This window comes from Ruegeria sp. L11, assembly GCF_056531755.1.
Map to the genome: position 1 here is coordinate 283,003 of NZ_JBQFMI010000001.1, position 17,805 is coordinate 300,807.

At 58.8% G+C, this 17,805-nt stretch carries 16 protein-coding genes; 7 read left to right on the top strand and 9 right to left on the bottom strand.

Annotation, left to right across the window (positions count from 1 at the left end; genetic code table 11):
• Positions 1–105: 105 nt before the first annotated feature.
• A complete protein-coding gene (locus tag ACR0CE_RS01385) occupies positions 106–612 on the top strand; it encodes a peptidylprolyl isomerase (protein ID WP_480830590.1) in 507 nt (168 codons plus the stop codon).
• Positions 605–1,162: a peptidylprolyl isomerase gene (locus tag ACR0CE_RS01390; protein ID WP_480830591.1), complete on the top strand. Its 558-nt coding sequence runs from the start codon at positions 605–607 to the stop codon at positions 1,160–1,162. The genes ACR0CE_RS01385 and ACR0CE_RS01390 overlap by 8 nt, the downstream gene beginning before the upstream one ends.
• 41 nt (positions 1,163–1,203) lie before the next feature.
• Here ACR0CE_RS01390 and ACR0CE_RS01395 read toward each other — a convergent pair whose 3' ends face one another.
• The 7 genes from ACR0CE_RS01395 to ACR0CE_RS01425 all read right to left on the bottom strand — a co-directional run bounded on the left by ACR0CE_RS01395 (position 1,204) and on the right by ACR0CE_RS01425 (position 7,242).
• The gene (locus ACR0CE_RS01395; RefSeq protein WP_480830592.1) at positions 1,204–2,046 is read right to left on the bottom strand and encodes an alpha/beta fold hydrolase; all 843 of its coding nucleotides are present in this window, start codon (positions 2,044–2,046) and stop codon (positions 1,204–1,206) included.
• A gap of 98 nt (positions 2,047–2,144) precedes the next feature.
• The gene (gene aqpZ, locus ACR0CE_RS01400) at positions 2,145–2,834 is read right to left on the bottom strand and encodes an aquaporin Z (RefSeq protein WP_209503607.1); all 690 of its coding nucleotides are present in this window, start codon (positions 2,832–2,834) and stop codon (positions 2,145–2,147) included.
• Between the two features lie 102 nt (positions 2,835–2,936).
• Positions 2,937–3,758 (bottom strand): M90 family metallopeptidase, encoded by an 822-nt coding sequence (locus ACR0CE_RS01405; protein ID WP_480830594.1) that lies wholly within the window; start codon positions 3,756–3,758, stop codon positions 2,937–2,939.
• Between the two features lie 119 nt (positions 3,759–3,877).
• The gene (locus ACR0CE_RS01410) at positions 3,878–4,378 is read right to left on the bottom strand and encodes a bactofilin family protein (RefSeq protein ID WP_209596778.1); all 501 of its coding nucleotides are present in this window, start codon (positions 4,376–4,378) and stop codon (positions 3,878–3,880) included.
• Positions 4,368–5,699 (bottom strand): DUF5930 domain-containing protein, encoded by a 1,332-nt coding sequence (locus ACR0CE_RS01415; RefSeq protein ID WP_209503613.1) that lies wholly within the window; start codon positions 5,697–5,699, stop codon positions 4,368–4,370. Before ACR0CE_RS01415 ends, ACR0CE_RS01410 begins: the two co-directional genes overlap by 11 nt.
• 173 nt (positions 5,700–5,872) lie before the next feature.
• The gene (locus ACR0CE_RS01420; protein ID WP_480831201.1) at positions 5,873–6,691 is read right to left on the bottom strand and encodes a ferritin-like domain-containing protein; all 819 of its coding nucleotides are present in this window, start codon (positions 6,689–6,691) and stop codon (positions 5,873–5,875) included.
• An 89-nt stretch (positions 6,692–6,780) separates the two neighbouring features.
• Positions 6,781–7,242 carry a peroxiredoxin gene (locus ACR0CE_RS01425; protein WP_209503615.1) on the bottom strand — a complete coding sequence of 154 codons (462 nt, stop codon included), beginning with the start codon at positions 7,240–7,242 and terminating at the stop codon, positions 6,781–6,783.
• 68 nt (positions 7,243–7,310) lie between these two features.
• Between ACR0CE_RS01425 and ACR0CE_RS01430 the strand changes: the two genes are divergently transcribed.
• The 4 genes from ACR0CE_RS01430 to ACR0CE_RS01445 all read left to right on the top strand — a co-directional run bounded on the left by ACR0CE_RS01430 (position 7,311) and on the right by ACR0CE_RS01445 (position 13,860).
• On the top strand, positions 7,311–10,697 hold the full coding sequence (locus tag ACR0CE_RS01430) for a YhdP family protein (RefSeq protein ID WP_480830596.1): 3,387 nt from the start codon (positions 7,311–7,313) through the stop codon (positions 10,695–10,697).
• A gap of 42 nt (positions 10,698–10,739) precedes the next feature.
• On the top strand, positions 10,740–11,789 hold the full coding sequence (gene queA / locus ACR0CE_RS01435) for a tRNA preQ1(34) S-adenosylmethionine ribosyltransferase-isomerase QueA (RefSeq protein WP_480830598.1): 1,050 nt from the start codon (positions 10,740–10,742) through the stop codon (positions 11,787–11,789).
• A gap of 108 nt (positions 11,790–11,897) precedes the next feature.
• A complete protein-coding gene (locus ACR0CE_RS01440) occupies positions 11,898–13,175 on the top strand; it encodes an MFS transporter (RefSeq protein WP_480480448.1) in 1,278 nt (425 codons plus the stop codon).
• 109 nt (positions 13,176–13,284) lie between these two features.
• Complete coding sequence (locus tag ACR0CE_RS01445; protein WP_267364025.1) at positions 13,285–13,860, top strand: DUF924 family protein; 576 nt, start codon at positions 13,285–13,287, stop codon at positions 13,858–13,860.
• A gap of 38 nt (positions 13,861–13,898) precedes the next feature.
• Here ACR0CE_RS01445 and ACR0CE_RS01450 read toward each other — a convergent pair whose 3' ends face one another.
• Complete coding sequence (locus tag ACR0CE_RS01450) at positions 13,899–14,333, bottom strand: hypothetical protein (protein WP_480545429.1); 435 nt, start codon at positions 14,331–14,333, stop codon at positions 13,899–13,901.
• A 215-nt stretch (positions 14,334–14,548) separates the two neighbouring features.
• Here ACR0CE_RS01450 and lpdA point away from each other — a divergent pair, with 215 nt between their 5' ends.
• Positions 14,549–15,943, top strand: a complete 1,395-nt coding sequence (gene lpdA, locus ACR0CE_RS01455) for a dihydrolipoyl dehydrogenase (RefSeq protein WP_480830600.1) — start codon at positions 14,549–14,551, stop codon at positions 15,941–15,943.
• A gap of 153 nt (positions 15,944–16,096) precedes the next feature.
• On the opposite strand, the gene ACR0CE_RS01460 is transcribed toward lpdA, so the two are convergent.
• Entirely contained in the window at positions 16,097–17,482 is a 1,386-nt protein-coding gene (locus tag ACR0CE_RS01460) for a M20/M25/M40 family metallo-hydrolase (protein WP_480830602.1), read from the bottom strand.
• Positions 17,483–17,805: the final 323 nt, after the last annotated feature.

A 17,805-nucleotide genomic window follows, 5' to 3' on the forward strand; every position in this document is an offset into this window, starting at 1 on the left:
TTAGGCGGTTCTTTTCCTGCATTTTGCCCTCAGGTCAATGCGTCACTTGGCATTCGCACGCGTGCGTCATAGGTATTTGCGCAAGATAAACGACAGGAGGGCCTCATGGCCGAGATCAAAGACCCCGAAAACACAATCATCATCGAGCTGAAAGGCGGCAACGTCGTCATCGAGCTGCTGCCGGATGTAGCGCCGTTGCACAGTGCGCGGATGAAGGAACTGGCCCGTGGCGGTGAATATGACAACGTGGCGTTTCACCGTGTGATCGACGGTTTCATGGCGCAAACCGGCGACGTGCAGCATGGCGATATGGAAGACGGGTTCAACCTGCGCATGGCGGGCACCGGGGGTTCGTCACTGCCGAATGTTCCGGCAGAATTTTCCAAGCTGCCCCATGATCGCGGCACGCTGGGCGCGGCTCGCTCGCAGAATCCGGATTCGGCCAATTCGCAGTTCTTCATCAACTTCAAGGACAATCACTTCCTGAATGGTCAGTACACGGTCTATGGCCGGGTCATCGAAGGTATGGAGCATGTGGACGCCATCGTACGCGGTGAGCCGCCTGCAAGCCCGGACCGCATGATCAGCGTCAAGGTGGCCGCAGATGCATAAACTGGCTGCGGCTTTTGCCTTGCTGGCAAGCCCGGCGCTGGCCAGCGGTTTGCAGATTGAGGTCGAAGGGGAAGGGGCCAATGGCACAATCTCGATTGACCTGTTCGAAGATGTGGCACCCCAGCATGTGGAACAGATCACCGCGCTGGCTGCTGAGGGTCAGTACGATGGCGTCGTGTTTCACCGCGTGATCGATGGCTTCATGGCGCAAACCGGCGACGTGCAATACGGCAACTCGGGCGCGGACGGCTTCGACATGCGCTATGCCGGGCGCGGCGGGTCTGATCGCGCGGACCTGCCGGCCGAGTTCTCGGACGTGAGTTTTGACAGGGGCGTTGTCGGCATGGCCCGGTCCAGCGATCCGGATTCGGCCAATTCGCAGTTCTTCATCATGTTCGCCCCCGGCCCGTTTCTGGACGGCCAGTATACCGTGGTTGGTCAGGTGACCGACGGTATGGATGTGGTCGACGCGATCAAGCGGGGCGAAGGTCAGAACGGTGCGATCATCGGTGCACCGGATGTGATGAAAAAAGTCACCGTTACCGAATAAGACGATTTAGCCCGGCTCAAGCGCCGGGCTTTTTCTTTGGTCTATTGGTCGATGAAGTCGCGGATGGCACGGGTATAGGCGCCAGAATCCTGAAAAGATGCGAAGTGGCTGACATCTTCCAGAACAAGCAACTTGGCGCCCGGAATAGCGTCAGCAATCGCTTGTGAATGCGCCATCAGAATGGCCTCGTCATGTGCGCTTTGAACCACAAGTGTCGGGACGGTGATCGATGACAGCGCCTCAAGCCCGCCGGGTTTTTCGGTGCCCCACATGGTGGCAACCCCACCAAGGAATGCCTCGAACCCGTCAGGGGTGGGGGACATGGCCGCATAATCTTGGGCCATCATGCCTACATAAGTGCCAAACACCTCGTTGGTTTCCACCGAAGGATCGATCCCGTCCAGCGTGACATTGCCTGCATGGGCAAAGTGACTGACCAGCCGATCCGGGTTGGTGGTCGAGATTGAATACCCGATATTTGCCCCATCGGACCAGCCGACCAGATGCACCTGATCGACCCCCAGATGATCCAGCAGCGCCAGATAATCCTGCGACAACAACGCGTAGGAATAGGGGCTGCCATCGTTGGTGGACCGTCCGTGCCCGCGCGTATCCGCCACGATTACCCTGTGATCCTGGGACAGGTCGGCAACCTGCGCGGCCCAGACATCGCCATGGGCAAGTCCACCGTGGATCATCAGAACCGGGGTGCCGCCCGCATCGCCATACGTGGCGTAATACATGTCTATGCCGTTGATCTCTGCCGTGCCCGCTTTGGTGGCGGCGGGCATCTGGGGGGCTTGCGGGATGCTCAGCCATTTGTCTTCGGCCCAGCCTGCCGTCGCGGCGCAGCTTAGGAAAAATGCTGTGGTTAATGTCTTCATTGTATCCTCCCGTTGAACCAAAGGCCGTAACCAAGCCAGGTTAAGCGGAAGGATACCGTGTTTTTCAGTAAACGGGATAATTACCTTTCCCGCGCGGATCAGTCATCCGAGGACATTGCTTTCCAGATCAAGGCACCGATTGCGCCGCCAATCAGGGGGGCCACCCAGAACAACCAGAGCTGAGCCAAAGCAGGGCCGTCGGCAAACAGGGCAACGCCGGTTGAGCGCGCCGGGTTGACGGAGGTATTCGTCACCGGGATTGAGATCAGGTGGATCAGGGTCAGCGCCAGACCGATGGCAATCGGAGCGAACCCTGCGGGTGCCTTGTCCGACGTCGCGCCCAGAATGATCAGAATGAAGAAAGCGGTCATCACGATTTCGATGATCAAAGCCGACATCAACGAATATCCCTGTGGTGAGGCCTCACCATACCCGTTTGACGCGAACCCACCGACACCAGCGAAATCGGGTGCCCCGCTGACGATCAGGTACAGAACCACTGCGGCGGCAATTGCGCCAATGACCTGTGCAACCCAATAAGGCAGAAGGTCTTTGGCCGGAAACCGTCCTCCAATCATCAGGCCCAAACTGACGGCCGGGTTGAAATGCCCGCCCGAGATTGGGCCGACCGTGTAAGCCATCGTCAAAACGGTAAGGCCAAAGGCAAAGGAAACACCAAGCCAACCGATGCCGACATCAGCCACGCCTGCCGCCAGAACGGCACTGCCGCAGCCCCCCAGAACCAACCAGAACGTGCCGAAGAACTCGGCAAGTAGTTTCGATGACATAGAAAATCCTCCGCCCAATAATGAGGTTAACCGTAATTCAAGAATTAGCTTATGTTAAATTGTTGCGAACGGGGAATTTTTTTCGACGCTACCTCAATCGGGTCAGAACTGACCCCTGTGCCATTGAGCGGGATCAAGATGAAAAAGCTTTGACAGCTGTTCATAGATTGCCGGGTCAGAGGATTTCAGCGCATGTGGTCGTTCAAAGAACACCTCGACCGAAACGGCAAAGAATTCTTCGTGCCCTTCCGCGCCGTAGGGATCAATCACCGTGGGTTTTCCGTTTTCCACGGCGTGAACATGTGTCTTGTAACCGTTCAGAAAGGCGGTTTCCCATTCGCCAAAGCTTTGGCCATTGCTGAGCACGGGAACACCATTGGTTGCGCCCGAAAGGTCATCAAGCTGGTGCGCGAACTCGTGAAAGACGACGTTCCGACCATCGTGATCATTCAGGGCACCGCGCTGGCTGTGGGCCCAGGACAGGATCACGGGGCCGCGGTTCCAGCTTTCCCCGCTGCGGATGATTTCCTGTTCGGTGACGACATAGCCACTGTGGCGGCGCTGTTTTGACTTGAAGGCACCGGGGTAAACCAGAATGGTCGTCAGGTTGTCATACCACTGGTCCGTATTCACCACGAGCAGACAGGCTTGTGCGGCAATCGACACCTGCATGTCTTCGGTGACGTCCAGCCCGTCGCAGCCGACGAAATCGACCTGATCAAGAAACAGGTTGATCTTTCCTTCCAGCGCCCCGCGCAGGTCTTTGGGCAGTTTCCGGATTATCGGCACCTGAGCGTTCACAATATCGCGCTGGTGCCGGGACAGCGACGTGGCCAGCAAGGTCAGGCGGGTTTGTCGTTTCGACCAGAAGTGAAAGGCGGCAGCGCCAGCGATCAGCGCGACAACCGTCAGAAAAAGCAACATGGATCGACTGTAGCGCGATCAGAAAGGGACGAAAACGGGAATCCCGAACCCAAACGGTCACGCAAAAGAAAAGACGCCACGGGTTGCCCCACGGCGTCCTGACAAGAAATGCAGTCTGCTTACTGTTTGACTTCTGCCGCCGGGTTCGATCCGGCTTTGGCACTGCGGCCAGGGTTGAGGGGGTCGTCCTGACGCTGAACCGAGCCTTCGAAATGCGCGCCGCTTTCGATGGCAATGGTCTTGTGGATGATGTCGCCTTCGACCCGGGCCGTCGATGTCAGGCGAACCTTGAGACCACGCACGCGGCCAACGATACGACCGTTGATCACAACGTCATCTGCGGTGACTTCGCCCTTGATCGTTGCCGATTCACCAATGGTCAGCAGATGGGCGCGAATGTCGCCTTCGACGGTGCCTTCCACCTGAATGTCACCGCTGGTCTTGATGTTGCCGGTGATGTGCAGATCCGAGGACAGGACCGAGGCCGGCGGCTTGGGCTTGGGTGCCATTGCAGGTTTCGCGTCAGCCGGAGCAGGGGCCGCTGGGGTCGCCGGAGCGGCAGGTTTGGCCGCCTCAGGTGCTTTGGGTGCGGGCTCGTTGATTTTGCTTTTAGAAAACATTTTTCGCAGCCTTGATGTAAGTCATTGGGTTTACGGGATTTCCGTTCACGCGCACCTCATAGTGCAGATGCGTGCCGGTGGACCGTCCGGTGCTACCCATATCAGCAATATGATCCCCGCGCGAGACCCTTTGGCCGACCTTTACGTTGATCTTGGTGTTATGAGCATAAAGTGTCTCAATTCCGAACGCGTGCTTGATCTTCACAAGGCGTCCGAAGCCTGATTGCCAGCCGGCATGCGTGACCACACCATCAGCGGTCGCGAATATATCGGTGCCTTGCGGTCCCGCAAAATCGACACCGTTATGCTGCCGACGACCACCGGACTTGGGGTCACGCCGGTTGCCGTAGCCACTGGTGAAACGCACGGCAGAATGTACGGGATTGGCGAAGGGGGCCTTTTCCGCAGCAATCCGGTACAGGTTCAGCTGATCCATCTGGCGCAGCAACGTGTTTGCGCGGACTTCTTCGGGCGAAAGCTCGTCTTCTTCGCCGCGTGTGCTAAGGGATAAAGGGGTCAGCGGACCGCCCATACCGCTATATCCGCGCCGGACCTCTTCGATGATGCGATCGGTGGGCATTCCGGCCTGACGGAACATCTTGTCCAGAGGTTCGACCGAGATGACCATCGCCTCTTCTAGCTGGCGGAAGATCTCGTCGCTGCGTTCCTGCATTAGACGGATTTCAAGTTCCAGATCGTCCCGCTGTTCCAGCGCGTCCTGCGCGTTGGAGGCGATCAGATCGCGTTCTTTGGCCGTCCGCGCCAAAGCGTCGGTCATGAAGGCCATCTGTACCGGGGCGCTGGAAACCGCGGCATACATATCAGAGCCGCTGGTGTCCTGTTTCAATTGGGCCAGCTCTGAGCGCGCCTCTTCGCGCTGCTTCATCGTGGCGCGCAATGTCGTCTGGATAACTTCGATACCTGTCTCAAGTTCGCGGCGACGGTTTTCCGAGGCCAGCAGCTCCGACTGCATCGCGGAAATCTGGTCCAGCGCGGCATTGAACCGGTCCTGAGCGGCCAGTGCTTCATGCGCGCGGGAATCGCGTTCTGCCGACAGGGTGTTCAGGCGTTCCTGATAGATGGCCTGATCGCGCTTTGCCTGTTCCCGGAAATTCCCGGCCCCGATGCTGTCCATCAACAGTATGGCTGTCGCAACCGCTGTCCATCCGACCATGACGGCAACTCCGGCCACTGCGACCACCTGAGTTTCCGAACTGAGCCGGATAAACCTTGTGTCCTTGTCGGATTTCAGAAAGACCCGGCGTTCCGGGAAATGCCTCTCAAGCAGTGAGTGCAGTTTTATTGTCAGACGTGTTCGCACGCGCCCTACCTTTCATCCCCAAGATCGGAACCGGTCGTGAGTGCCTGCCGTCCCTTGCGCCGATTGCATAAAGCGGCAGCGGCGTTCGGGCAAGTTTGTTGACCAATCAAGTGCAAACGGCGCTGAAATCCCCCAAAGATCGGCGAGATTTTGCCGAAAATAACGCAGAAGTGTCAGTTCGAGAGGTCTCCGGGCGCGGGCAGGTCTTCGGTCAGGGGCCAGTAGAAATCGGGGGGCAATCCGGCTTCGGCCCGTTTTTCTTCGTTGAAGGGCGGTTTGAGAACACCGTGGAAATACCGTCGGACCAGAGCGTGAAACACATCCTTAGGATCGGCATTTTCGCGGCCGCACAGGAAGTGGAACCATTTTGAGCCGTAAGCGACGTGGCCGACCTCTTCGGCATAGATCACTTCGAGCGCGGCGATGGCCTGCTCGGCCTTGGCCTTGCGGAATATCTCGATCATGCCGGGGGTCACATCCAGCCCACGCGCCTCAAGCACCATGGGCACAACGGCCAGCCGCCCCATCAGATCTTCGGCAGTATCTTCGGCAGCGCGCCACATACCGGCATGAGCGGGTAGGGCACCATAATGGCTGCCCATCTGTTCCAGACAATCGCAGACCATCTCGAAATGGCGCGATTCTTCTTCGGCGCATTTCACCCAGTCATCGTAGAACCCGATGGGCATGGGTACATGGCCAAAGCGCGCGATGATGTCCCAGTGCAGATCGACAGCGTTCAGCTCGATATGGGCAACCGCGTGTAGCAGGGCAATGCGCCCGGCCTCGGTACCTGGTTTCCGTTTGGGTACCTCACGCGGGGACAACAGCGCGGGCTTGTCCGGGCGCGCGGGGGACAGGGGCGGTGATGCGGTGCCGATCTCGATGGGTTCACCCTCGGCCTTGCGGGAGGCAAACCACGCGGCGGCATGGGCTTTGGACAGGGCGGTTTTGGCCCGCCCGTCCGCTGTTGTCAGAACCTCTGTCGCCATCTGTGTCAGTGTTTTGGGCACCGGGTCGCTCCGCCTTTGGCATGTCAGCGCGGGTGATAGACCGGATGGCGCGGCAGGTCGAGGGGGGCTTAGATCGCTTTCACCGCTTCCAGCACCTCATCCACATGGCCGGGCACCTTGACCTTGCGCCAGACCTTGGCAATGCGTCCCTCGCTATCAATGACAAAGGTCGATCGCTCGATCCCCATCGATTTCCGGCCATACATGTTCTTTTCAACCCATACGCCATAGTCCTCGCAGACGGTCGAGCCTTCGTCCGACAACAGCGGAGTGGTCAGCCCGTGTTTGGCGACAAACTTGTCATGCTTGGCGACGCTGTCCCGCGAAATGCCGAAAACGTGAGCCCCTGCATCGGTAAACGCCTGAAGCTGCTCTGAGAAACCGATGGATTCCTTGGTGCAGCCCGGCGTATCATCACGGGGATAGAAGAACAAAACCACGGTGCCACCGCGCAACGCCGAAAGCGTCACCTCGCCACCGCCGTCGCGCGGCAAAGTGAAGTCTGGGGCGATGTCTGAAACGTCGGGCATTGGAAACTCCGCTAAAGGTTTTTAAAGGCTGCCCGTCATCATAGGGCAACGCGTGCGGGTTGGAAGGCGTGGATAGCAAATTGAAGCAGCACGAAGACGACGAAGCAAAGCCGGGCAAGCCTGTGCGCCGTCGGTCGCGCCGCCGCACCGCTGGTCTGTGGGCCATGCGTGGGGCCATCGTGCTGGTGCTTCTGGCGATGTTCACTGGTTTCATGGTCGTGGGGCAGAGGATGCACGCGCCGGTCTGGCTGCGCGACAGGGTCGAAGCCCGGCTGGAACGGGCGCTGGGCGGGCTGCAAATCCGGTTTGGAGACGTCAGTTTCATCATCCACGAAGGCTGGCGCCCCCGTCTGCGGCTGACCGATGTTGCCATCAGTGACGCCGCAGGCCAGCAGATTGCGCAGGTATCCGATATGCGCGCCAGCCTGGCCATGCGTCCCTTGCTGCGCGGTCAGGTCCGGCCCAAGCGCATCATTCTGAGCGGCGCGCAGATCGCCATGACCCGCGATCAGGACGGGGCGCTGACCCTGACCGTGGGATCGGGCAGCGCGCCGGTGCAGGAAGCGCCGGACCTTGCACAGCTGATCGAGGGATCGGACGAGGTGTTTCAGTCTCCGCTCCTGTCGGCGCTGACCTCGGTCGAACTTGATGCGATTACGCTGGATTACCGCGACCTGCGGCAGGGGCGGTCGTGGGTTCTGGACGGTGGGCATATTCAGGCGAACCGCAGTGACAACGAAGTGCGGCTTGCGACCGGGTTTTCGGTTCTGGCCGGGCGTGACTATGTCAGCAGTATCGAGGCCAACTATACCAGCGTGCTGGGCACGCCTGCCGCCAGCTTTGGCATCTCGGTCACCGATCTTCCGGCCGAAGACATAGCAGGCCAAAGCCCGGCCCTTGCCTGGTTGCAGGTTCTACGCGCACCGATTTCAGGGGCTTTGCGGGGCAGTGTCGATGAGAACGGGGCCACAGGAACCGTGTTCGCAACCCTCAATCTGGGGGCCGGGGCGGTGCAGCCCAACCCGGAAACGCGCCCGGTTCCTTTCGAATCTGCTCGCACGTATTTCACCTATGACCCGAAAGCCCAGATGCTGGACTTCAATGAGGTGTCGGTGGTGTCGGCCTGGGGCACAGTTCAGGCCGACGGAAAGGCGTTTCTGCAAGGGGCTGAGGACGGTGTGCTGGACAGTCTGGAGACGCAGTTGCGCTTGTCCGGGATCAATGTGAACCCGGCAAATCTTTTCCCGGAGCCGATTCAGCTGTCGCGTGCCAGCGTGGATTTCAAGATGGCGTTCAACCCGTTCCAGTTGCGCCTTGGCCAGATGACCATCGAGGATCCGGGTCATACCGTGCGCGCCTTCGGGGTTTTGCACGGTCGTCCCGATGGCTGGGCTGTGGCGCTGGATGCCCATCTGGATCAGATGAGCTCGGACAATGTTCTGAGTTACTGGCCCGAGCGTCTGGCGCCGAAGCCACGGGAATGGGTGACGGAAAACCTCTATCAGGGGGTTTTGTCGGACATGGATTTCGCCCTGCGTCTGGAGCCCGGTTCCAAACCGGACCTGTATCTTGATTTCGGGTTCGAGCAAGCCAAGGTTCGCTTTGCAAAGACCCTGCCGCCGATCGAGAATGCACAGGGGCAGGCCAGTCTGATCGACAGCCGGTTTACGGTCACTGCGCAGCACGGGGTGGTGATCGCCGATGACGGGGGGAGTGTGGATGCCGCGGGGACGTCCTTCATCATACCTGACACGGATATCAAGAAATCCGCACCCGGCATCGCGCGTATTCAGGCAAAGGGCAGCGTGACCTCTGCGTTGTCGCTGCTGGACCGACCGCCGCTGGAATTGCTGAGCAAGGCCGGGTTGCCCGTTGACGTTGCCACAGGCACGGTTGCGTTGACCGGAACGCTGTCCCTGCCGTTGATAAAAGAGTTGAAGTTTCAGGATACCGAATTTCACTTCAACGGAACGTTGGCCAATCTGTCCAGTGACCGTCTGGTGCCGGGATTTTCCGTAAGTGCCCCGATTCTGGATATTTCCGGCAATCAGTCGGGTGTTCAGATTCAGGGACTGGGTCAGTTCGGCGATGTACCGCTAGAGGCACTTTGGCAGCAACCCATTGACGGCGAAACTGAACAGCGCAGCACCTTGACCGGCCAGATCGAACTGTCCCCGCGTCTGATGGATGAGATCAGGGCCGGTCTGCCGCCGGGGATGCTGACGGGCAAAGGAACTGCCGATATTACACTGGGCCTGGGCGCTGGGGTACCTCCGAAACTGTCTGTTGTTTCGGACCTTCAGGGCGTGGCACTTGCCATCCCCGAACTTGGCTGGCGCAAGGCAGCGAACACCACGGGATCGCTGACTGCGGACGCGACGTTGGGCGCGCAGCTGAAGGTGGACGACCTGCGGATCGATGCAGCGGGACTGCGCACAACCGCATCCATTTCCTTTCACGAAAACGGTGAATATGACCGCGTCCAGTTCAGCTCGTTCGACCTGGGGGACTGGCTTGCGGTTCCAGCGGAGCTGATCGGGCGGGGGGCTGCTGTCCCGGATATCCGCGTCTTAGGCGGTGTGCTGAACATGGGGCGTGCGAATTTCGGGGAAAGCGGCGGAGGATCGGGTGGCGGCGGGCCCCCCGGGCCGAAGCTGGACGTGGCACTGGACCGTCTTCAGGTCACCGAAACTGTCGCGCTGACAGGTTTCCGGGGGGCGTTCCAGACAACCGGTGGCGTAAATGGCACCTTCACAGCGCGGGTGAACGGCGGTGCGGCTGTTTCCGGTCAAGTCACCCCGCGAGGAAATCGAAGCGCCGTTGACCTGACGTCGAAAGACGCGGGGGCCGTTTTGCGATCAGCCGGGGTTCTGACACAGGCGCGCGGCGGTGATCTGGACCTGAAGCTTGAGCCAGTAGCTGCGCCCGGCAGTTACGACGTGATCCTGAAGATCGTTAATACCCGGATCACCGATGCCCCGGCCATGGCCGCGATCCTGAACGCGATCAGCCTTGTTGGTCTGCTGGACGAGATGGCCGGGCAGGGGATCTTCTTTTCGGCGATTGACAGCCGCATGAGGATATCGCCCACCGACATCAAAGTGCTGAGTGGCAGCGCTGTTGGCCCGTCAATGGGGCTTTCGTTTGATGGCACAATCGACACCGTGAACAGCCTGCTGAACCTGCGGGGGGCGATTTCACCGATTTACCTTCTAAATGCCGTTGGCAGCGTATTTACCCGCAAGGGTGAAGGCGTCTTTGGGTTCAATTACACTCTCACCGGGCCGATATCCTCGCCCAAAGTCGCGGTGAACCCTCTGTCTGGTCTGGCGCCCCTGTTTCTGCGTGATCTCTTGCGTCAGCCTGCGCCAACGGTCTCGGACGGCCCCAATGCTGCGCCGGTGGAACCTGACGAGCCGAAACCGACATTTGGCTCTCCTCCCAGTGACCGCTGACGGGATATGGCCGAATCTTTTGCGGGGTTGTAAGGCGCGGTCATGAAGCTCAGCGATTTTGATTTCGACCTGCCCGACGACCTGATTGCCACGCGGCCTGCCAGCCCGCGATCCTCTGCGCGCCTTCTTGTGGTGCGGGGGGGTGCCACAGTGGACAGCCACGTGTTCGACCTGCCCGATTTCCTGCGGCCAGGCGACCGGCTGGTGCTGAACGACACGCGCGTTATCCCGGCGCGCCTGAACGGGCGGCGCCACAGAAGCAGCGCGCAAGGCCCGGTTTCCGCCGGGGTCGAGGCCACTCTGCTGGACCCGCAGGCCGATGGCACCTGGTCTGCGCTGATCAAGCCATTGAAGAAAGTGAAGTCGGGGGAAGAGATCGTGTTTTCGGCCGATCTGAGCGCGACGCTGGATCGGGTGGAAGACGGGCAGGCCTACTTGCGCTTCAATCTCAGTGGTCAGGATTTCGACAAGGCGCTGGATCAGGCCGGTGCGATGCCGCTGCCGCCCTATATCGCCGCCAAACGTCCGGCGGACGAGCAGGACAAGACGGATTATCAGACCATCTGGGCCCGCAGGTCCGGTGCGGTGGCAGCCCCGACCGCCTCGTTGCATTTTGACGATGCCCTGATGCAGGCTTTGTCGAAACGGGGTGTCGCCGTCACACATGTGACCCTGCATGTTGGCGCCGGAACCTTCCTGCCGGTCAAGGTCGAGGATGTGACAACCCACAAGATGCACGCCGAATGGGGGCAGGTCAGCGCCGAGGCTGTTGCCGAGATACAGGCGACAAAAGCTGCGGGCGGGCGTGTCATCCCGGTGGGCACCACCGCCTTGCGCCTGATCGAAAGTGCTGCGCGTTCTGGCACGATCGAACCGTGGGAAGGTGACACCGATATCTTCATCTATCCCGGTTTCCGGTTTCACGTGACCGATGCGCTGATGACAAATTTTCATCTGCCGAAATCCACGTTGTTGATGCTGGTTTCGGCGTTGATGGGTCAGGACCGGATGCGCGAGGTTTACGCCCATGCCATCGCGCAGAAATACCGGTTCTTTTCTTATGGCGATGCGTCGCTTTTGATCCCCGGATAGGCGCGCATACGGCATCACCGACAGGGAATGTCGTAGACAAGCGCGATGGAAGCGGTCTTTGATCGCAGAACAAAACTCAAACCAGCTTGGCACCTATCGGAGGCCCAAATGATTCAGGTTCTGTCCAGCGCATGGGCATTGTTGCTCGGCATGGGGTTGCTGATGGTCGGAAACGGCCTTCAGGGCACGATCCTGGGTGTTCGCGGACAACTCGAGGGGTTTTCGACCCTTGAGATGTCTTTTGTAATGTCAGCATATTTTGTTGGTTTTCTGGGTGGTTCACGGCTTGCGCCCGAGATGATCCGGCGTGTTGGTCATGTGCGGGTCTTCGCGGCGCTGGCGTCTTTCATTTCTGCCGTGATGATCATGTATCCGATGCTGGCAGACCCGATTGCCTGGGTTCTGGGACGCGTAGTGATCGGGTTCTGTTTTTCGGGCGTTTACGTCACTGCGGAAAGCTGGCTCAACAACGCAGCCAATAATGAAAACCGCGGTCAGGCCCTGTCGCTTTACATGATCGTTCAGATGTTGGGTATCATCGGCGCGCAGGGCCTTTTCCTGTTGGGCGACCCTGCCGGATACGAAACATTCGTGATCGCCTCGATCCTTGTTTCGGTATCTTTCGCACCGATTTTGCTGTCAATTTCGCCAACGCCGGCATTCGATACTACCAAGCCGATGACGTTGCGGGAATTGATGAAAAGCTCTCCGCTGGGGTGTGTCGGCATGTTCCTGCTAGGCGGCGTGTTCTCGGCGCAATTCGGGATGTCTGCGGTTTACGGGGCCCAGGCCGGTCTGTCCTTGGTTGAAATCTCGGCATTTGTGGCGGCGTTCTATGTTGGGGCAATTGTCCTGCAATACCCGCTGGGCTGGTTTTCCGACCGGATGGACAGGCGTTTCCTGATCCTGTTGGTCGCGGCAACCGGTGCAGTTGGCGCCGTCAGTGGTATGCTTTATGGCTTTTCCTTCGAAATCCTTCTGGCGTCTGCTTTTGTGATCGGCGGAATGACCAACCCTTTGTATTCATTGCTGATTGCGCACACCAACGATTTTCTGGAATACGAAGACATGGCCGCGGCATCCGGCGGCCTGATCTTTATCAACGGCCTTGGTGCAATTACCGGACCTGTTATCACAGGTTGGCTGATGGGGGATGCAGTGTTTGGCCCTCCGGGCTTTTTCCTGATCATCGCCGTGTTGCTTGTCGCGTTGGCCGCCTATTCGGTCTACCGGATGACCCAGCGTGCAGCAGTTCCTGTTGATGAAACCAGCACCATGTCGACGCTTTATCCCACCGCGTCGCCCGTTGCATTCGAGGTTGCACAGGAAGTTGCGATAGAGGCGGCAGAAGCCGAGTTCGAAGAGGGCGCGCGCGAAACCGCTTGAGACACGAAATTATGTCGTTTGTGTTGCAATATGTTACTGTAACAGTTCTGTAAAAGGGACTTAAATGACGTTACGTCTGGGGCGCGGGCAATTGACGGAGTTTAAGGCAATGGTAACGCCTGAAGAAGTATTGAGTTTTTGGTTAGATGAAGTTGGCCCTAAGGGTTGGTATCTTGAGGATGAGGCGCTGGATGCAGACATTCGGGCGCGGTTTCAGCCAACTTGGGAAGCGGCGGCAGCGGGCCGGTTTTCGCTCTGGCTGACTTACCCTAGCGGGGCGCTTGCTTATATCATCCTGACAGATCAGTTCCCGCGTAACATGTTCCGGGGGGAGGCGCGTGCCTTCTCGACTGATCGTGCGGCATTGGCGGCAGCAAAATGCGCAGTCGACAAAGGCTGGGACAAGAAGATCGACGAACCGGCCAGACAGTTCTTTTACCTGCCCATGATGCACTCGGAAAACCTGTGCGATCAGGAACGCTGTGTGCGTCTGATCTGCCAAAACATGAGCAGCGACGCAAGCAACCTGCTGCACGCCAGAGCGCATCGCGAGGTGATCCGCAAGTTTGGTCGTTTCCCGTATCGGAACGCAGCGTTGTCCCGCAGCTCGACCCCGCACGAAACTGCTTATGTCGATATGGGCGGGTACGGGACAACCGTGCGCGAACTACAGGCAACGGGCTAAGCGCTAAACCGCAACCGCGCTTTGGCCGCGGCTGCGCTTTATGACTTAGGCGTGCATCCCCTTAATGCCAGAACGCGTTCCGCTGCGATATCGGCACCGGTTTGGATCGCCTGCGCAATCAGCACTTCTGGCGTGTCAGCAAGTTCCGAAATCCGCTCCTGAACCGTTTGCAGCTTCTGTTCTGCTGCATTCAGGCGGCCCAGCGTTGCCTGGAGGTTTTGCGCGGCTTGGCTGTCTGCCAACGTGTCTTGCTGTGAAATCGCCGTCAAATCAGTCCGCAGCGCCGCAAGCTCGTCCCGAATGCCCTTCGCCTCATCCCGGATGGGGGTCACGGCCTGAACCGTTTGCGAGACTTCAGCAGTGATGCTTTCGGCTTTCGACGCCAGTTTCCAGCCCAGAAACAGGCACAGCGCAACAAGTATCAATGTGGCGTTGAGCAGGGCAAGCAGCAGATCTTTCAGAGTTTTGGCCATGGTCAGCCCCTTGAATGGGTTGAGAAAAGAGTAGGTCCGACCGGTGTCGGCGTTTCTTTTCTAGCCATTGCATGGCCCGGGGTATAGGCTGAATTCCGCAAGTTTAGGCATCGCTTACCCTGCGTCCTATTTGTCGCGGGATCGGTATATTGATGCGTTCCGAATAATAGTTTAATGGTAAACTAAATTTTCAACTCCTGCGCCGAGAGGAACACATGGCTGCACAATCCTATGATCTGATCGTAATCGGGGCTGGCCCCGGCGGCTATGTCGCTGCAATCCGCGCAGCCCAGCAGGGCTTGAAAACCGCGGTTGTCGAGCGCGAGCATTTGGGGGGGATCTGCTTGAACTGGGGCTGTATTCCCACCAAGGCGCTGTTGCGGTCGTCCGAAGTGTTTCATCTGATGGAGCGCGCCAAGGATTTCGGTCTGAAAGCCGAAAAGATCGGATATGATCTGGACGCGGTGGTCAAACGATCCCGTGGCGTGGCCGCGCAGCTGTCAGGAGGCATTGGCCATCTGCTGAAGAAGAACAAGGTTGCCGTTGTAATGGGGCAGGCCACGATCCCTGCAAAAGGCAAGGTCAGCGTCAAGACCGACAAAGGCACCGAGGAACTGACCGCCAAGAACATCATTCTCGCAACCGGGGCACGGGCGCGGGAACTGCCGGGCCTTGAAGCTGACGGCGATCTGGTCTGGACGTACAAGCACGCGCTGCAACCGCCGCGGATGCCGAAAAAACTGCTCGTCATCGGGTCCGGTGCGATCGGCATCGAGTTTGCCAGCTTCTACAATACGCTGGGCGCAGACACCACAGTTGTCGAGGTGATGGACCGGGTGTTGCCGGTCGAAGACGCCGAAATCAGCGCATTGGCCAAGAAGGCGTTCACCAAACAGGGCATGACCATCATGGAAAAAGCCATGGTCAAGCAGCTGGACCGTGGCAAGGGGAAAGTGACCGCGCATATCGAGGTAAAGGGCAAGGTCGAGAAACAAGAGTTCGACACAGTGATCTCGGCTGTCGGGATCGTTGGCAATATCGAAAACCTTGGTCTGGAACCTCTGGGCGTCAAGATCGACCGGACACATGTGGTTACGGACGAGTATTGCCGCACCGGGGTTGAGGGCCTTTATGCGATCGGTGACATCGCAGGCGCGCCCTGGCTTGCACATAAAGCAAGCCACGAAGGTGTCATGGTCGCGGACCTCATCGCGGGTCAACATGCGCACCCGGTCAAACCCGAAAGCATCGCAGGATGCACCTATTGCCAGCCTCAGGTTGCCTCGGTTGGATATACCGAAGCAAAGGCCAAAGAGCTGGGTTACGACATCAAAGTCGGCCGCTTTCCCTTTATCGGCAATGGCAAGGCCATCGCTTTGGGTGAGCCTGACGGGCTGATCAAAACCGTGTTCGATGCCAAAACAGGCGAGTTGCTGGGCGCCCACATGATCGGTGCCGAAGTTACCGAACTGATTCAGGGTTACGTGGTCGGTCGCCAGCTGGAGACAACGGAAGAAGACCTGATGAACACCGTCTTCCCGCACCCGACACTGTCAGAGATGATGCACGAAAGTGTGCTGGATGCCTATGGTCGCGTGATCCATATGTAAGATCGGCGTAGTTCCCCGTCAGGGTTGGGGGCTCTGCCCCCGCCGCGCGTGCCGCGCGCCTCCCCCGGGATATTTTAGGCCAGATGAAGCAGGGATCCATTATTCATCTGGCTGCAAATATCCCGGAGCGCGAGGCAGAGCCTCGCATAAGACCTATTTGTTCAAAGCATCCAGAATGCGCGCCCATGACCGGATGCCCTTGTGGAAGCTTTTCACGTCATATTTCTCGTTCGGCGAATGGATGGCATCATCTTCGTTTGCATAGCCAACCAGCATCGAGTCGAGCCCCAGAACGGTGTTGAAATAGCCGACAACAGGGATTGATCCCCCCATTCCAGTGAACACCGCCTCGCGGTCCCATTCATCCGACAATGCGCCGCGCGCGGCTTCGAATTCGGGGCGGGTGATATTCATGACCGACGCGGGAGAACCTTCCATGTCGTTGTCCCAGACCACTTTGGCGTCCGGGGACAGCCGATCCTCGACATGTTTGCGGATTTTGGCGCGCAGCGCGTCCGGGTCCATGTCACCAACAAGGCGGCAGGTGATTTTGCAATGGGCCTCGGACGGAATAACTGTTTTGGAGCCCGCACCGTTATAACCGCCCCACAGCCCGTTCACTTCGAGCGTTGGTCGTGCCCATTGTTGCTCCAAGGTGGAGTACCCCTTTTCGCCATGCGGCTGGGTGTAGCCGACCGAATTCAGATAATCCGCTTCGTCGAAGCCGCAATTCTGCCATTGGCGCAACTGGTCTTCGGGTACTTCATGCACACCTTCGTAGAATCCGTCGACCGCGACCCGTCCGGTTTCGTCGTCATAAAAGGAGGTCACGATTTTCGACAGTTCGCGCAGAGGATTCAGGCCCGGGCCGCCATAGTGGCCGGAATGCAGGTCGATGCGCGGCCCCACAATGGTAAACTCGTCCTTCAGCATGCCCCTCAACTGCGCCGCAATTGACGGAACGCCGCGTGACACCATGGATGTATCGCAGACCAGCGCCAGATCCGCTTTGAGTTCGGCGGCATTTTCCTTGAGGAAAGGAACCAGTGAGGGCGAGCCTGATTCTTCTTCGCCCTCGAAAAAGAAAGTGATGCGGCAGGGCAAGGATCCGTGCACGGCCTTCCAGGCGCGGCAGGCTTCGACAAAAGTCATCAGCTGACCCTTGTCGTCTGATGCTCCGCGTCCGCGGATGACTGGACCGGTTTCGGTGTCCTCAATGGCGGGATCGAACGGATCCCGGTTCCACAGGTTCAGCGGATCGACCGGCTGCACATCGTAGTGGCCGTAAAACAGGAAATGCGGAGCAGTCGCGTCCTCACCCACGCGACCGACAACCATTGGGTGGCCCGGTGTTTCCCGTTTCTCAGCCGCAATCCCTATACTGTTCAGATCAGCAACCAGCCAGTCCGCGGCGCGGCTGACCTCGGCCTTGTATGCGGGGTCGGTCGAAATCGACGGGATGCGCAGCAGTTCCATCAGGCGGTCGATCGAGGTTTGCAAATCTTCGTCAATCCGGTTCAGCACGGCGTCTAGCGACATGGGGGGCTCCTGCCTGTTTTTTTGTTCCTGCGAACCCTAGCAGCGTTGTCGGCGCCGTCCAGAGGTGTTGACACGGATTGCGGCCCGGCAGTGTAAGCTTGGGTAGGGCGGCGAGCCCTGCGTCGTTTCCACGCGTCCGATGGCCGTAACTTTACTTGTCGGACGGGGTGCAAACTTATATTTGATGCAAATCAAAGTTGGGTTCACCTTTTCGGCTGTAACCAGCTGAATAAGGGAACACAAAGCCACCGAAACAGGGTAAGCTGTGGGATGTGGCGAAAATATCGCCCAGTGGGAAACCGGATACGGGCGTTCAAGGAGGG

Bases quoted from the DNA above. Each gene is read 5' to 3' on its own strand.
- ACR0CE_RS01445 (WP_267364025.1), top strand. From the start codon at position 13,285: ATGGTAACGCCTGAAGAAGTATTGAGTTTTTGGTTAGATGAAGTTGGC.
- lpdA (WP_480830600.1), top strand. From the start codon at position 14,549: ATGGCTGCACAATCCTATGATCTGATCGTAATCGGGGCTGGCCCCGGC.
- ACR0CE_RS01405 (WP_480830594.1), bottom strand. From the start codon at position 3,758: ATGTTGCTTTTTCTGACGGTTGTCGCGCTGATCGCTGGCGCTGCCGCC.
- ACR0CE_RS01420 (WP_480831201.1), bottom strand. From the start codon at position 6,691: ATGGCGACAGAGGTTCTGACAACAGCGGACGGGCGGGCCAAAACCGCC.
- ACR0CE_RS01460 (WP_480830602.1), bottom strand. From the start codon at position 17,482: ATGTCGCTAGACGCCGTGCTGAACCGGATTGACGAAGATTTGCAAACC.
- aqpZ (WP_209503607.1), bottom strand. From the start codon at position 2,834: ATGTCATCGAAACTACTTGCCGAGTTCTTCGGCACGTTCTGGTTGGTT.
- ACR0CE_RS01395 (WP_480830592.1), bottom strand. From the start codon at position 2,046: ATGAAGACATTAACCACAGCATTTTTCCTAAGCTGCGCCGCGACGGCA.
- ACR0CE_RS01385 (WP_480830590.1), top strand. From the start codon at position 106: ATGGCCGAGATCAAAGACCCCGAAAACACAATCATCATCGAGCTGAAA.
- ACR0CE_RS01410 (WP_209596778.1), bottom strand. From the start codon at position 4,378: ATGTTTTCTAAAAGCAAAATCAACGAGCCCGCACCCAAAGCACCTGAG.
- ACR0CE_RS01440 (WP_480480448.1), top strand. From the start codon at position 11,898: ATGATTCAGGTTCTGTCCAGCGCATGGGCATTGTTGCTCGGCATGGGG.
- ACR0CE_RS01450 (WP_480545429.1), bottom strand. From the start codon at position 14,333: ATGGCCAAAACTCTGAAAGATCTGCTGCTTGCCCTGCTCAACGCCACA.
- queA (WP_480830598.1), top strand. From the start codon at position 10,740: ATGAAGCTCAGCGATTTTGATTTCGACCTGCCCGACGACCTGATTGCC.
- ACR0CE_RS01390 (WP_480830591.1), top strand. From the start codon at position 605: ATGCATAAACTGGCTGCGGCTTTTGCCTTGCTGGCAAGCCCGGCGCTG.
- ACR0CE_RS01425 (WP_209503615.1), bottom strand. From the start codon at position 7,242: ATGCCCGACGTTTCAGACATCGCCCCAGACTTCACTTTGCCGCGCGAC.